Consider the following 13418-nt stretch of genomic DNA (forward strand, 5'->3'; position numbering starts at 1 on the left):
CGATGATCACCGAACTGTGGAGAGCGACATGACCCCAGGCCCGGGCTCCGAGCGCGGCCGCGCCACCACCGTCCCGCCGTTGGAGCTGGAACTCGCGCAGGACGGGACGTTCGCGGCGCGGCTCGCCCGCACGCTGCTGGCGCCGTTCCGCGTCGCCTACCTTCTCGCGCTCACGGGGTGCGGTCTTGTCGCGCTGGCGGGCGGACCGGTCCTGGTGGTGGTCCACCTGCTGAACGCCGCGCAGAGTTCTCCGAGCGACCACCTGCACATCTATTTCGGACTGCTGCTCACGCTCGGCCCCTGCCTCGTCTGGGGCGCGGCCTGGGCGAGCGGCGGCGGTGGTCGCGCGGCCGGGGCGGTGCTGACCCTGCCCGGTGTGCTGTCGGTCGCGGCGGCGTTCTTCTACCCCGGCAACACGCCCGGCGGCAGCCACGGAGTGGTGCTGCTGACGCCGTTCCTGCTGATCGTCGGCGTGCTGGCCGCGCGCTGGGTGGCCTCGGAGCAGCGGCGGCTCGTCGGCAGCTGGTTCGGACGGCCGATCCCGAACCCCTACCGCCCGCTGCCGGACGCCGAGCAGGGCCGTTGGTGGGTCCGTCCACGAGCCGCGACGGTGGGCTGGTTGGCCGACCCGGCGCTCGGCCGGGACGTGGCGTGGGTGCTGCTTTCCGGGGCGGTGGCCGTCGGCGGACTGGTGCTGCTGGTCCTCTCGCCGTGGCTGTTCGACCAGCTCGGCCCGAACGGGCGGTTCGCCCAGCCGGCGGTCCTCTACGGCATGGCCCTGACGATGTCCCCGGCCCTGGTGCTGTGGGGCGCGCCCGTCGTGCTCGACCTGCACGCCCGCGCCGCGCGCCTCGTGATCGGCCCCTCCCAGCGGCACGAACTGACCGCCCGCGTGCAGCACCTCGCCGAGACCCGCGCCGAGACCATCGACCACAACGCTGCCGAACTGCGCCGCATCGAGCGTGACCTGCACGACGGCGCCCAGGCCCGGCTGGTGGCGCTCGGCATGGCCCTCAACGCGGCCGAGCAGCTCTTCGACACCGATCCTGCGGCCGCCCGCGCCCTGGTGACGGAGGCCAAGAGCGCGTCCGCCAAGGCTCTGGTCGAACTGCGCGACCTGGTGCGCGGCATCCACCCGCCGGTCCTCGCCGACCGTGGGCTCGTGGACGCGGTCCAGGCCCTGGTGCTGGACCTGCCGCTGTCCGTGCAGGTGAGTGGAGCCTTGGCGACCCGCCCACCCGCGGCGGTCGAGTCGGCGGCCTACTTCGCCGTCAGCGAGCTGCTGGCCAACACCGTCAAGCACGCCGAGGCCAGGCGGGGCTGGATCGAGATCGGCCATACTGACGGGATGCTGCGGATCGTCGTCACCGACGACGGGCGCGGCGAGGCCGACCCCGGGCGGGGGAGCGGGCTGCGCGGCATCGAGCGCCGGCTCGCGTCCTTCGACGGAGTGCTGGCCGTCAGCAGCCCGGTCGGCGGTCCCACCATCGCGAGTCTGGAGATCCCTTGCGCGTCGCCATCGCCGAAGACCTCTTCCTCCTCCGGGACGGGCTGACCCGCCTGCTGCAGGCGCACGGCATGGAGGTCACGGTGGCGGCCGAGAACGGCGAGGAACTGCTGGAGGCGATCCGCAAGGACCGTCCCGACGTGGCGGTGGTCGACGTACGGCTGCCGCCCAGCTTCACCGACGAGGGCCTGCGGGCCGCCTTGACCGCACGTGCCGAGCTGCCCGGCCTGCCGGTGCTGGTGCTCTCCCAGTACGTCGAGCAGCTCTACGCCCGCGAGCTGCTGGCCGACGGCAGCGGCGGCGTCGGCTACCTGCTCAAGGACCGGGTGCTGGACGGCACCTCGTTCATCGACGCCGTGCGCAGGGTCGCCGCCGGCGGTACGGCGATGGACCCCGAGGTCATCGGTCGGCTGCTCACCCACAACGCCGCGGCCGGGCCGGTCGCCGCGCTCACCCCGCGTGAGCGCGAGGTGCTGGCGCTCATGGCGGAGGGCCGCTCCAACGCGGCGATCGCGCAGCACATGGTGATCACCGAGCGGGCGGTGGCCAAGCACACGGCGTCCATCTTCGTCCGGCTGGACCTGCAGCCCTCCGACGACGACAACCGGCGGGTACTGGCGGTGCTGGCCTACCTCAACGCCTGAGCACTGACCTGGTCGGCCGGGCGGCGGAGGTAGACGGTGCGGAGCTCGGCCGCGCGCGTGGCCGGCCAGTCGACGGACCAGCCGAGTGGGGCGGCCAGCTGCGCCACCACCCCGATCCCCGCGCCCCGGTAGTTCGCCGCGGCCAGCGCGACGACGCGCGGGCGGGAGCCGACCGGGCGGTCCTTCATCAGCCGGGCCTCCTTCGCCTCCTTCTTCGCCAGCCGCCGCAGCACCTCGTGCAGGCGTCGCTCGGTGTGGGCGGCCCACTCCTCGGGCGTCCCGACCCGCTCCAGGCGGCAGCGGTTCCAGCCCAGCACGAGGCCGCGCCGCAGCCGGACGTCGACGAAGATCTTCTCCTGGCCCGCCGGGATGTCCGCGTCCCCGCCGGACACCACGAGGAAGACGATCACGATCAGCGCGATCACGGAGCCGATGGGCAGGTAGAACCACTGGGCCAGGAACTGGCACCACACGACGAGCCGTGAACGCGCGGGCAGCGGCAGGAGCTCGTCGAGGGCGGGGGAGTGGCCTTCCTCCTGGTGCACGCCGACCGGGGCGCCGAACTCACCCATGGACCGCCCTCCCCGTCGACCGGCCGTCAGCATAGCGGCCGGTCGGACGGGTTGTGCGGGCGCGGGGTCCCGGGCTCAGGCACCCTCGATGGTCGAGGTGACCGGTGTGCCGATCTCGACCGTGCGGCTGACGGTGCACAGCCGGTCGTGCGAGGTCTTCACCGCGCGGGGCAGGATCGTGCGGGCCCGGTCGCCCGCCTCGCCCTCGGGGAAGCTGACGCGGAAGGTGACGGCCAGGTTGGTCATGTGCTGGCCCTGCTCGTCGCTGACCTTGTCCCCCTGCACCGAGACGGTGAACTCCACCGGCTCCGCATGACGGCTGGTCGCGATGTCGGCGTCGACCGCCGTGCAGCCGCCGATCGCGGCCAGCAGCAGCTCGACGGGGGTGAACTCGGCGCCCCCGGCGGCCCCGAAGGTGAGGGTGCCGCCGCGGACGTTGGTCGCGGTGTAGTGGCCCTCGGCGGTGCGGTCGATCCGGACGGAACGCAGGGTGTCGTCGCTCATGGCGACGACACTATGCGATCACGGCTCAGACCGGTCGGATCTCCCGGTGCTGCGCCGACAGCGCGACGTACCACTCCGAGTTCAGCTTCAGGTGCGCGCGCTCCTCGTCCGTCAGCTCCCGGCGCACCTTCGCCGGGACGCCCGCCACCAGCGACCCCGGCGGCACCTGCATGCCCTGCGGGACCAGCGCGTTGGCCGCGACCAGTGAGCCGGCGCCGATCGTGGCGCCGTTCAGCACGGTGGCGCCCATCCCGATCAGGCAGTCGTCCTCGACCGTGCAGCCGTGCAGCACCGCGTTGTGCCCGACCGACACCCGCGCCCCGACGCTGACCGGGAACCCGAAGTCGGCGTGCGCCGAGCAGTTGTCCTGCACGTTGCTGTCCGGACCGATGCTGATGGTGTCGCAGTCGCCGCGCAGCACCGCGCCGTACCAGACGCTCGCCCCGGGGGCGAGGCGGACGTCACCGAGGACGGTCGCGTTGACGGCGACGAACGCGGTCTCGCTGACCTCGGGCGTGCGCCCGGCGACGGAGGCGATCAGCGGGTTGGGGGACTGGGACATGAGGCTCTCCTGCGGCTGCGAGGGTCGTGACCGGGGTCGATCCTGCCGGATGTCGCACCCGGCTTCTCCTCCGCCCCCTGCTTAGCCTGGCGCCATGACTCTTCCCGCGGCGATCAGCGTGGTGACCCTCGGCGTCACCGACCTCGACCGGAGCATCGCGTTCTACCAGGCCCTCGGCTGGCCTCTCTCCTCCACCTCGCAGCCCGGCACCATCGCCTGGTTCCGGACGGCCGGCTCCACGCTCGGTCTCTTCCCGACCGAGGCGCTGGCCGCCGACGCGGGCGTGCCGGAGGGCGGCGAGCCGGTCTTCCGCGAGGTCACCCTCGCCGTCAACCTCGGCAGCCGCGAGGAGGTGGACGCCGCGATGGCCGTCGCCCTCGGCGCCGGCGCTGACCTGGTGAAGGCCCCCGTCCCGGCCGAGTGGGGCGGCTACAGCGGCTACTTCGCGGACCCGGACGGCCACCTGTGGGAGCTCGTCCACGCGCCGGGCTTCACGCTCACGGGCGACGGACGCGTCGAGATGCCCGCCTGATTCGGGCGGCTTGACGACACTGGCGGCATGGGCGAACTTCACCGCTATCGCTTCCGCTCCGCCTGGGAGCTGGCCGCCCCCGCCGAGCGCGTCCTCGGGGTGCTGGCCGACCCGCTCACCTACCCGCTGTGGTGGCCGCAGATCCTGGAGGTCCGGCGGCTGACGGACGACAGCGGGCGGATGCGCTTCCGCTCGCTGCTCCCGTACGAACTGGGCGTCACCGTCCACGCCACCCGGAACGATCCCGGGGCGGGGGTGCTGGAGGCGCGGCTCGTCGGTGATCTGCACGGTGTCACCCGGTGGACCGTCAGCCCGGTCGGTGAGTGTCATGCACGTGCCGTCTTCGAGGAGGACGTCGAGGTGCGCAAGCCCCTGATGCGGTTGCTCGCCCTGCCCGGAAGACCGGCATTCCGGGCGAATCACGCCTGGATGATGCGCTGTGGACGCCTCGGACTGGCCCACTACCTGGCCCTCTGCCATTGGTCTTGACCAATGCCCCCGCTGCCCCTATGGTCACCATAACGCAACGTCCTTTAATAAATAAGGGAACGTAATCTCGCCCCTGCCCAGCAGGGCGCACACAGGCGGAGGCAAGGGTGGGGACCACGGCGACCGAGTCGGTACCGGAGCCCAAGTACTGGCAGCTGCGCACTGTTCTGGTCCGAACCATCGAGCAGGAGTTCCACACCGGCGAGGTGCTCCCCAACGAGCGTGACCTCGCCGCGCGCTTCGGTGTCGCCCGGGCCACCCTCCGGCAGGCCCTCGACCAGCTCGAACTCGAAGGCCGCCTGGTGCGCCGTCGCGGCATCGGCACCCTGATCGCCGCCCCGCGCATGGGTGTCCCCGTCGCCGAGGCCTCCGCGCGCGACACCTGGCGCATCGTCGACTGCGGCACCGTCCCGGCCACCGCGGGCGTCGCCGCGGCGCTGGGCGTCGAGGCCGGCGTCGAGGTCCACAGTGTCCGCCGGGTGCGGATGATGGCCGGCACGGCCGTCGGCACCGAGACGCTCTACGTGCCCGTCGAGATCATGCCGCACGTCCCCGGCTTCCTGGCCGAGTCCAGCCGGGCCCGCGCGATGCTGAAGCAGTTCCAGGCCCTGCCGATCGAGGGCGAGTCCCGCGCGGTCGAGCTCGGCGTCGCCGAGGAGGAGCAGGCCCGCCTCCTGGAGCGCCCCCCGGGCATCCCCGTCCTGGTCCTCACCACCCGCTACGCCGGCGAGGACGGCATCCTCGCCGCCGCGGTCTCCACGTACCGGGCCGACAACTGCAAGCTCACCTTCGGTGAGGCGGGAGTCGAGGTCCGCGCCGCCTCCTAGGCAGCGACGTTCAGTTGGCCCTGCGCCTTCTGGGCTCCACCTCGTTGGGTGGCTTCTCGCGCCCCTGAGGCCTTCGACCCCTGATGCGGGAGCAGCTACTGGTCGACGGCGAAGAGTTGCTGCTCCGCGTGGTCGAAGGCCAACTTCACCGCGCCGATGGCGATCGCCGCGTCGCCCAGCGCGGCGAGCTGGACCTCCGGGGGGCGCAGGCACAGCCGACCCAGCTGCTTGCGCAGCGGTTCCACGACGCCGTCCAACCCGCTGGCCCAACCGCCGATGACGACGATCTGCGGGTCGATCGCCAGGACCAGCGCAGCGACGTCGCGGACCAGGCGGGCGACGAAGCGGTCGCGGACGTCCATCGCGACATGGTCACCCTGTTGCGCGCGGCGTAGGACCCGGGCGACCGCGGCCTCGTCCAGGGGGTCGCGCAGCGCGCTCTCCGTCGTGGACAGGAGGCGGGAGGGCTCGTCCTCCTGGCCGAGGAGGTGTAGGGAGCCGATCTCGCCGGCCGCGCCGCCGAACCCGCGGTGCAGGCGGCCGCCGATCAGGGAGCCGGCGCCGGGGCTGAGGCCTGCCAGGACGAAGACCACGTCGCCCCTGCCGATCGCCGCGCCCTTCCAGTGCTCGCCGATCGCCGCCAGGTTCGCGTCGTTCTCGACCAGCACCGGGCAGCGGAACGAGCGCCGCAGCCGGTTGGCCAGGTCGAGCCCGGTCCAGCCGGGCAGGGCCGTGCCGAGCTGGACCACGCCCTCGGCGTCCACGACGCCGGGCGTGCCGACGCCGACCGCCCACAGTGACTCGCGGGAGATCCCGCCGCGCCTCAGCAGCTCCGCGACGGTCGCGCGGACCAGGGCGAGCCGTTCGTCCGCCTCGGTGGTCTCGTCGATGGGGCGGCCGTAGGCGCCCAGCGTGCGGCCGCGCAGGTCGGAGACGATCGCGCGGGCGCCGTGCGTGCCGATCTCGACGCCGAGCAGGTGGCCCGCCTCGGCGCGGAAGCGGAAGTGCCGGGCCGGACGGCCACGCTGCCGTACGCCCTCGTCGGCGGGCTCGACCTCGGCGACCAGACCGGACTCGATCAGGCCTTCGATCACGCCCTCGACGGTGGGACGGGACAGCCCGGTCTCGCCCACCAGCTGGGTGAGCGTCAGGACCGCACCGTCGCGGAGAGCACGCAGCGTCACCGCGGAGTTGATCCGCCGCAGCAGTGAGGAATCACCACCGATGAGCTGGGCCACGCTCCGTCCTTCCGTGCTTCCCGAATCCGTTCGACTCGATGGTCGACCCAAAGCCGGATGGTAGCCGGGCCGAGGAGGCGTCGGCGAGCGTCATCGCAGCTCAGTCGGGGCTTCGGTATCAAACGGCAACACTTGCGGCCCCTGCTCACAACAGTGCGTACTGGCCTTCGGGGCCTTCCTCCAGTCGGTCCAGGACGGATGCCGGGCGTCGGGCCGCCGGCGGGACCGGGAGGATCGCGGCCTCCCGCAGGTCCGCGCGGGTGAACCAGGGCCCTCCGTCGGCCGCGAGGGCGCGCTGCGCCGGGAGCAGTTCCGCCAGCCGGGCCAGTGTCGTGGTCAGCTCCACCAGCTCCGTCGTCGCCCGCTGTGGCCACGCCGTCAGGCCGAGTGCGGCGAGGGTGCCGCTGGGCGCGCCGCGGAACGCGCTGCGGTCGGCGAACCACTCGCGCAGCGTGGTCTCCGCGGCCCAGGTCTGCGGCGGCACGGGTGCGAGGCGGCCCTCACCGAGGATCAGCGTCTCCTCGTCGGCGTCGTAGCCGAGGTCCTCCGGCTGCCGATCGACGGGCTGACGAACGAACGTCCTCCGGCCGTCGGGCAGTCGCAGTCCGCCGCCCTGGGCGAAGGTGTGCAGCTCGATCACGCGACGGCCCAGCGCGACCCCCTCCGCCCAGGTCGCGGCGGAACGCGGCAGCGGCACGGCGTCGCGCGCGGCGCCGGGGTGGGCGGAGACGGCGGCGATCCAGGCCAGGACGGACTCGGCGGTGACGGGCGCGGCGTAGGCGCGCCGCAGGTGGCGCAGCAGCCCCGGCACGAGATTGGGTTCCTTGCCGTCAGGCCGCCGGTGCAGCGGGTGGACGCGCACACGCGGGTCGACGGGCAGCTCGGCGCTGACGCTCGGCGGGGCGGGCTCGGGATGCACCAGCAGGTACCGCTGGTGCGGGCCGTCCGCGCGCCACAGCTCCGGTCGGGCCTGGTCGAGCAGCCGGTGGTCGGCGAGCAGCCAGGCCCGGTCGAACGGGCGGGTGCGCACGCGGACGAGCGGCGGTTGCCCGCCCGGCTCCCGGGACAGCCTTCGGGTGCTCGTCCGCTGGCCGGGCAGGCCCGGCACGGCGGAGTCGAGCGTCCGCGCCCGCGACGGCTCGAAGAGCGCGGAGCGCTCGTCCGCCGGGGCGGCGACGAGCCTGCGCCACCGCTCTTCCAGCACCTCAGGGTCGGCGGAGACGACCCACGGCCGCCCGGTCCTGATCCCCCGCACCGACCAGGGCAGCAGCTCCCCGACGCGCGCCGGCGTCTGCTCCCCTCCCGTATCGGTCACGAAGACATGCTAAAGGGATCGTTGCAGTCACCTCAGGGGCGCGAGGAACTGCGCGAGAAACCACCTCGCGCCCCTGGGGGTGGTGCGGCTACTTCACCGCGGTTATCAGCAGGAAGGGGGCGGCGGTCCGCTCCTTGATCCAGGCCCGCCCCGCGAAGAGTTCCGGGTCGGCGAGGTCCACCGCGTCCGCGTGGACGGGGGCCAGTTCGCGGACGGGGCCCTCGAAGCCTGCCTTCGTCAGCGCGGTGCGGTACGTCTCGCGGGTCCAGTAGCGGTTCGTGATGGTCGTCCAGGTGCCGTCGGTGCGCTGGACGTGCACCGGCATCAGCTCGCCCGCCCGGTACGCGGCGCCCGCGTCCCCGCGGCGGAAGCCCTCGAACTCCGCGCCGGAGGCGTGGTCGGGGTTGGGGACCAGGATGGTGAACCGGCCGCCCGGGCGGACCACGCGGGCGACCTCGGTGATCAGGTCGCGGATCGTGGACTCGTCGTCGACGCAGGTGAACAGGAAGCAGGCCATTGCCGCGTCCATCGAGCCGTCGGCGAGGAACGGCAGGCCGTCCTCGCTGTGGCGGTAGTCGATGCGCGGGTGGGGGGCGTCGGCGCGGGCGAAGTCGATCATTGCGGCGGAGGAGTCGACGGCGGTGATGACCGCGTCGGATCTCTCCGCCAGCCAGCGGGTGACGTCGCCGGGGCCGCAGCCGAGATCCAGCAGGCGCGTCGCCCGGCCCTCGGTCAGGCCCAGGGCCAGGGGGAGGAAGGAGTACCCGAGCAGCCAGGACGCGGAGTCGTCCCAGCGGCGGTAGTCGTCCGCCGTGTCGGGGGCCTGGTAGGAGATGATCTCTGCGGTTTCGGCGGTCACGCCGCGCTCCTGTCGACGATGGCCCCCGTGATCCAGAACTGACGCGCAGAGTGTAGTGATCTTGTTCGGCTTCGGGAACGGTTCCCGGTCTCATTCCTGCAACATCCGTCACACCGTCAACGAGGGTTTGCCGGGCTGTAGTTCGCCTGTCGTCTCGACCGGCGGAATCCGCGGCGCGGCCAGGCGCCGCGCTGCTTGGCTGGACGGCATGGAGAACCTGCGCACACGGACCGCGCTGCCGTCCGACGTCCACGCCGTCCTCGCCTTCTGGAAGGAGGCGGCCGAGGGGACGAGCATCAGCGACGACGTGGCCGGGGTGACCCGGCTGATCGAGCGCGACGGGGAGGCGCTGATCCTGGCCGAGCGGGACGGGCGGCTCGTCGGGACGGTCATCGCGGGCTGGGACGGCTGGCGTGCCAGCCTCTACCGGCTGGCCGTGCACCCGGACCAGCGCCGTCAGGGAGTCTCCCGGGTGCTGCTGGACGCCGCCCACGCCCGTTTCCTCGCCGCAGGCGGGCGTCGCGCGGACGCGATGGTGCTGGTCGAGAACGAGACCGGCCAGGCCGCGTGGGCGGCCGCCGGGTACGAGCGCGAGGAGCACTGGCGGCGCTGGGTCAGGCCGCTGGCCTGAGGTCCCAATTGTCAGTCCCCGGGCGTACGGTCGAGGGCATGGTGGCTCAACTACCGCACACCGAGACCGACACCGACACCGACGCCGGTGACGTCGCGGAGCTGCGCGCGATCGGCGGCGCGCTGCTGACGCGTCTTGCCGAGTTGCGTGAGCGCGACGTGGGCGTGCCACCGGAGCTGTGGCAGGCCGCGGAGCGGTTCCAACCGCTGCTGGACGGTGTCGATCCTGCGCCGGGGGAGGGGGAGGAGCTCTGGGAGCTGGCCCTCACCCTGCCCCGGCTGCTCACGGCAGTGGAGTCACTCGTGGGCGATCGCGTCGAGCACGTCGAGGCGCGAGGCGCGTAGTGCGGGGCCGAGGGCGGCCAGCAGGCCGACCACCGCCGCGCCGACGACGACCGCGATGATCGTCGCCCAGGGGATGGCCAGCGCCTGCAGCCCCTTGGCGGCCAGCAGCCGTTGCGCCGTCAGCCCCCAGCCGAGGCCCAGCCCGAGGCCCAGTACGGCCCCGAACAGGGAGATCACCACGGCCTCCAGTCGGACCATGCGGCGCAACTGCGCCCGGCCCAGGCCGATCGCGCGCAGCAGCCCGATCTCGCGGGTCCGCTCGATCACCGACAGCGCCAGGGTGTTCACCACGCCCAGGATCGCGATGATGATGGCCAGCGCCAGCAGCCCGTAGACGAGGTTGAGCAGCAGGTCGATCTGCCCGCGGATCAACTTCTTGTAGTCCGTCTGGTCCCGCACCTGCACCTGCGGGTCCTTGGCCAGCGCGGTCGTCAGGGCGCTCTTGACCTGCGCCTTGTCGGCGCCCGGCGCGACGTTGACGAAGACGATGTCGTCGAGCGCGCCCGGCACGTACTGCCGCAGCGTGGAGGTGGCGAGCACCGGCTCGTCGCCCAGCCCGCCCGGATTGGTGTCCGTGACGTCGATGCCGCCGACCGTCAGCGTGCCCGTCTGCCCGCTCTGGAACAGGATGTTGACGGGGCTGCCCAGGTGCAGGCCGTGGGCGTCGGCGTAGTTGGAGCCGATCATCACGTGGCCGGGCGCGGTGCCTGCCGCGACGGTGCCGGCGCGCATCTCGATGCGCACCACCTTCTCCAACCCAGGGCTGGTGCCGACCACGACGGTCTTCTGCTGCGTCCCGTCCGCCGCCACCAGCGCGCCGCGGGTGCCCTGGCCGCGCACCGCCAGGCCGACGCCCGGCGTGGCCTCGACCGTGTCGCCGACTTCGTTCGGGAACGGCAGACCGGTGCTGTTCTGCACGATCAGGTCCGCGCCGATGGTCTTGTCGATCTGCGCGTCGAAGGAGGCGGCGAGCGAGGAGCCGACGATCGAGAGCGACGCCACCAGGGCCAGCCCGATCATCAGCGCGGACGCGGTGGCGCTGGTGCGGCGCGGGTTGCGCAGCGCGTTGCGCTGGCTGAGCGTGCCGACCGGACCGAAGACGCGCGGGAACCAGCCGCCGATCGCCCGGATCACCGGCCGCGCGAGCAGCGGCCCGACGACGATCAGGCCCACGAGGCTCAGCAGCACCCCCGCGCCGAGCAGCAGGCCCGCCTGTCCGAGGTTCTTGTCGGTCGCCGCCCCGACCAGCGCGCCCGTGGCCACGGCCAGCACCACCAGGCCGACGACGGCCCGCACTCGCAGCGGTGCGCCGCGGCCCGGGGTGTCCGCCTCGCGCAGCGCCGCCATCGGCGAGATCCGCGACGCGCGACGCGCCGGCAGGTAGGCGGAGACGGTGGTGACGATGATGCCGACCGCGTAGGCGGCGACGATCGTCGGCCAGTGCACCGCCAGCTGGCTGCCCTTCAGCACCATGCCGCCCGCCGCGATCAGCTTGATCAGGCCCAGGGCGAGCGCGACCCCGAGCAGGAGCCCGAGCGTCGAACCGACCAGCCCGAGCAGCGCGGCCTCCACCAGCACCGACCGGTTCACCTGCTCCCGGCTGGCTCCCAGCGCCCGCATCAGCCCCAGCTCGCGGGTGCGCTGAGCCACCAGCATCGAGAAGGTGTTGAGGATCAGCGAGACACCGACCAGGACGGCGATGCCGGCGAAGCCGAGCAGCGCGTCCTTGATCACCGACAGGAAGGCGCCGAGCGTCTGCGCCGCGTCCTTGGCGGTCTGCTCGGCCGTCTTCACGTCATAGGCGCTGCCGACCACAGGCGCGACGCGGTCACGCAGCTGCTCGTGGGTGACGCCCTTGTCGGCGGTCAGGTCGATGGAGGTGAACACGCCCGCGTGGCCGAGCAGCCGCGTCTGCGCCGTCGGGGTGTCCAGGAACACCAGCGTGGCACCGGGGTTGGTGGTGTTGAACGTCGCGATGCCGGTCAGCGTCACCGGGAACCCGCCCGTCGCGGCGATGACGTGCAGTTGCTGCCCCAGCACCAGGTGGTGCTTGTGGACGGTGTCGGCGTCCACGACCACCTGGCCGTCGCCGTGCGGGGCGCTGCCGGAGGTGAGGTCGACCGGCGAGTTCGGCCGCAGGTCCCAGTTGATGCCGATGGTCGGGGCGCCGCCGATCGCGCCGATGCTCTTGTTGTTCGCATCGGTCAGCACGATCCCGGCCAGCTGGACCCGCCCGACGACCGACGCGACGCCGGGGACCTGCCGCACCGTCGGTATCAGCGACTCCGGCACCGTCGGGACGGTGCCGGAGAAGTTCTGGTCGTTGCGCCCGGCGACGTCGTTGTGGGCGGTGACGCTGACGTCCGGCGAGGTCGAGCGGAAGAGCTCATCGAAGGTCGAGCCGATGGTGTCGGTGAACATCAGCGTCCCGGCGACGAACGCCACCGAGAGCAGCACGGCCAGCATCGACAGGGCGAGCCGGCCCTTGTGGGCGAGGAAGCTGCGGAAGGTCGCCTTCAACATCGCGTGTCTCCCGGCCGCTCAGTCCGTGGTCGCCGTGGTCGGCTTCGCGCCGCGGGAGTCGAAGCGGCGCATCCGCTCCAGCACGGTGTCGGCGGTCGGCCCCATGAGCCGGTCCACGATCCGGCCGTCCGCGAGGAAGAGCACCAGATCGGCGAAGGAGGCGGCGTTCGGGTCGTGGGTGACCATCACCACCGTCTGCCCCAACTCGTCCACGCTGCGCCGCAGGAAGCCCAGCACCTCCGCGCCGGAGCGCGAGTCCAGGTTGCCCGTCGGCTCGTCGGCGAAGATCAGCTGCGGCCGCGCGGCGAGGGCGCGCGCCACCGCGACGCGCTGCTGCTGCCCGCCGGACAGCTCGTGCGGTCGGTGCCGCAGCCGGTCCTGCAGCCCGAGCGTCTCCACGACCTGCGCGAGCCAGCCGGCGTCGGCCTTGCGCCCCGCGATGTCGCCGGGGAGCGTGATGTTCTCCTCGGCGGTCAGCGTCGGCAGCAGGTTGAACGCCTGGAACACGAACCCGATCCGGTCGCGGCGCAGTCGTGTCAGCTGCTTGTCGCCCAGGCGCGAAAGCTCCGTGTCCCCGACCCACACCTCCCCGCCGGTGGGCTTGTCCAGCCCCGCGAGGCAGTGCATCAGCGTCGACTTCCCCGACCCCGACGGCCCCATGATCGCGGTGAACCGCCCGGCGTCGATCTCGACGTCGACACGGTCCAACGCGAGGACGGCGGTGTCACCGCTCCCGTACGCCTTGCTCAACCCGACCGCTCTCGCGGCGGGCGCGGATCTGTCCTGTGCTGCCATGTTCGGCTCCCCCGGCCGGCAGATGGAACTGCGTCCAGCACGAGCCTAGGCGGGTGCCCGGGCCACGGCATCCGCC

General features: G+C 72.9%; 15 protein-coding genes. 7 read left to right on the top strand and 8 right to left on the bottom strand.

What is annotated here, in order from left to right:
• Positions 1-28 precede the first annotated feature (28 nt).
• Complete coding sequence (locus BMY61_RS26240; RefSeq protein ID WP_052439224.1) at positions 29-1555, top strand: sensor histidine kinase; 1527 nt, start codon at positions 29-31, stop codon at positions 1553-1555.
• Positions 1507-2151: a response regulator transcription factor gene (locus BMY61_RS26245; protein ID WP_042455448.1), complete on the top strand. Its 645-nt coding sequence runs from the start codon at positions 1507-1509 to the stop codon at positions 2149-2151. The genes BMY61_RS26240 and BMY61_RS26245 overlap by 49 nt, the downstream gene beginning before the upstream one ends.
• Here BMY61_RS26245 and BMY61_RS26250 read toward each other — a convergent pair.
• The 3 genes from BMY61_RS26250 to BMY61_RS26260 all read right to left on the bottom strand — a co-directional run bounded on the left by BMY61_RS26250 (position 2136) and on the right by BMY61_RS26260 (position 3789).
• On the bottom strand, positions 2136-2723 hold the full coding sequence (locus BMY61_RS26250; protein ID WP_042455450.1) for a hypothetical protein: 588 nt from the start codon (positions 2721-2723) through the stop codon (positions 2136-2138). The two genes, BMY61_RS26245 and BMY61_RS26250, sit on opposite strands and share 16 nt — an antisense overlap.
• Before the next feature lie 75 nt (positions 2724-2798).
• Positions 2799-3227: an OsmC family protein gene (locus BMY61_RS26255; protein ID WP_042455452.1), complete on the bottom strand. Its 429-nt coding sequence runs from the start codon at positions 3225-3227 to the stop codon at positions 2799-2801.
• Positions 3228-3252: 25 nt separating this feature from the next.
• On the bottom strand, positions 3253-3789 hold the full coding sequence (locus BMY61_RS26260) for a gamma carbonic anhydrase family protein (RefSeq protein WP_042455455.1): 537 nt from the start codon (positions 3787-3789) through the stop codon (positions 3253-3255).
• A gap of 94 nt (positions 3790-3883) precedes the next feature.
• Here BMY61_RS26260 and BMY61_RS26265 point away from each other — a divergent pair, with 94 nt between their 5' ends.
• The 3 genes from BMY61_RS26265 (at position 3884) to BMY61_RS26275 (ending at position 5637) form a co-directional block, all read left to right on the top strand.
• On the top strand, positions 3884-4321 hold the full coding sequence (locus tag BMY61_RS26265; protein WP_042455460.1) for a VOC family protein: 438 nt from the start codon (positions 3884-3886) through the stop codon (positions 4319-4321).
• A gap of 27 nt (positions 4322-4348) precedes the next feature.
• Positions 4349-4810 carry an SRPBCC family protein gene (locus BMY61_RS26270; protein WP_042455462.1) on the top strand — a complete coding sequence of 154 codons (462 nt, stop codon included), beginning with the start codon at positions 4349-4351 and terminating at the stop codon, positions 4808-4810.
• 107 nt (positions 4811-4917) lie between these two features.
• Positions 4918-5637, top strand: coding sequence for a GntR family transcriptional regulator (locus BMY61_RS26275; protein ID WP_042455466.1), 720 nt, complete (start codon positions 4918-4920; stop codon positions 5635-5637).
• A 95-nt stretch (positions 5638-5732) separates the two neighbouring features.
• On the opposite strand, the gene BMY61_RS26280 is transcribed toward BMY61_RS26275, so the two are convergent.
• The 3 genes from BMY61_RS26280 to BMY61_RS26290 all read right to left on the bottom strand — a co-directional run bounded on the left by BMY61_RS26280 (position 5733) and on the right by BMY61_RS26290 (position 9049).
• Positions 5733-6875 (bottom strand): ROK family protein, encoded by a 1143-nt coding sequence (locus tag BMY61_RS26280; RefSeq protein WP_042455469.1) that lies wholly within the window; start codon positions 6873-6875, stop codon positions 5733-5735.
• Positions 6876-7020: 145 nt separating this feature from the next.
• Positions 7021-8190, bottom strand: coding sequence for a type ISP restriction/modification enzyme (locus BMY61_RS26285; RefSeq protein ID WP_042455473.1), 1170 nt, complete (start codon positions 8188-8190; stop codon positions 7021-7023).
• 88 nt (positions 8191-8278) lie between these two features.
• Entirely contained in the window at positions 8279-9049 is a 771-nt protein-coding gene (locus BMY61_RS26290) for a class I SAM-dependent methyltransferase (RefSeq protein ID WP_052439225.1), read from the bottom strand.
• Positions 9050-9257: 208 nt separating this feature from the next.
• Between BMY61_RS26290 and BMY61_RS26295 the strand changes: the two genes are divergently transcribed.
• Positions 9258-9680, top strand: coding sequence for a GNAT family N-acetyltransferase (locus BMY61_RS26295; protein ID WP_042455475.1), 423 nt, complete (start codon positions 9258-9260; stop codon positions 9678-9680).
• Between the two features lie 38 nt (positions 9681-9718).
• On the top strand, positions 9719-10024 hold the full coding sequence (locus BMY61_RS26300) for a hypothetical protein (protein ID WP_042455478.1): 306 nt from the start codon (positions 9719-9721) through the stop codon (positions 10022-10024).
• Here BMY61_RS26300 and BMY61_RS26305 read toward each other — a convergent pair.
• Both BMY61_RS26305 and BMY61_RS26310 read right to left on the bottom strand, forming a co-directional pair.
• Positions 9977-12547, bottom strand: coding sequence for an ABC transporter permease (locus tag BMY61_RS26305; protein ID WP_042455481.1), 2571 nt, complete (start codon positions 12545-12547; stop codon positions 9977-9979). The genes BMY61_RS26300 and BMY61_RS26305 overlap by 48 nt on opposite strands.
• 18 nt (positions 12548-12565) lie before the next feature.
• Positions 12566-13342 (bottom strand): ABC transporter ATP-binding protein, encoded by a 777-nt coding sequence (locus BMY61_RS26310; protein ID WP_042455484.1) that lies wholly within the window; start codon positions 13340-13342, stop codon positions 12566-12568.
• Between the last annotated feature and the right edge of the window lie 76 nt (positions 13343-13418).

The organism is Streptacidiphilus jiangxiensis (assembly GCF_900109465.1).
In the GTDB taxonomy this organism is placed as follows: domain Bacteria; phylum Actinomycetota; class Actinomycetes; order Streptomycetales; family Streptomycetaceae; genus Streptacidiphilus; species Streptacidiphilus jiangxiensis.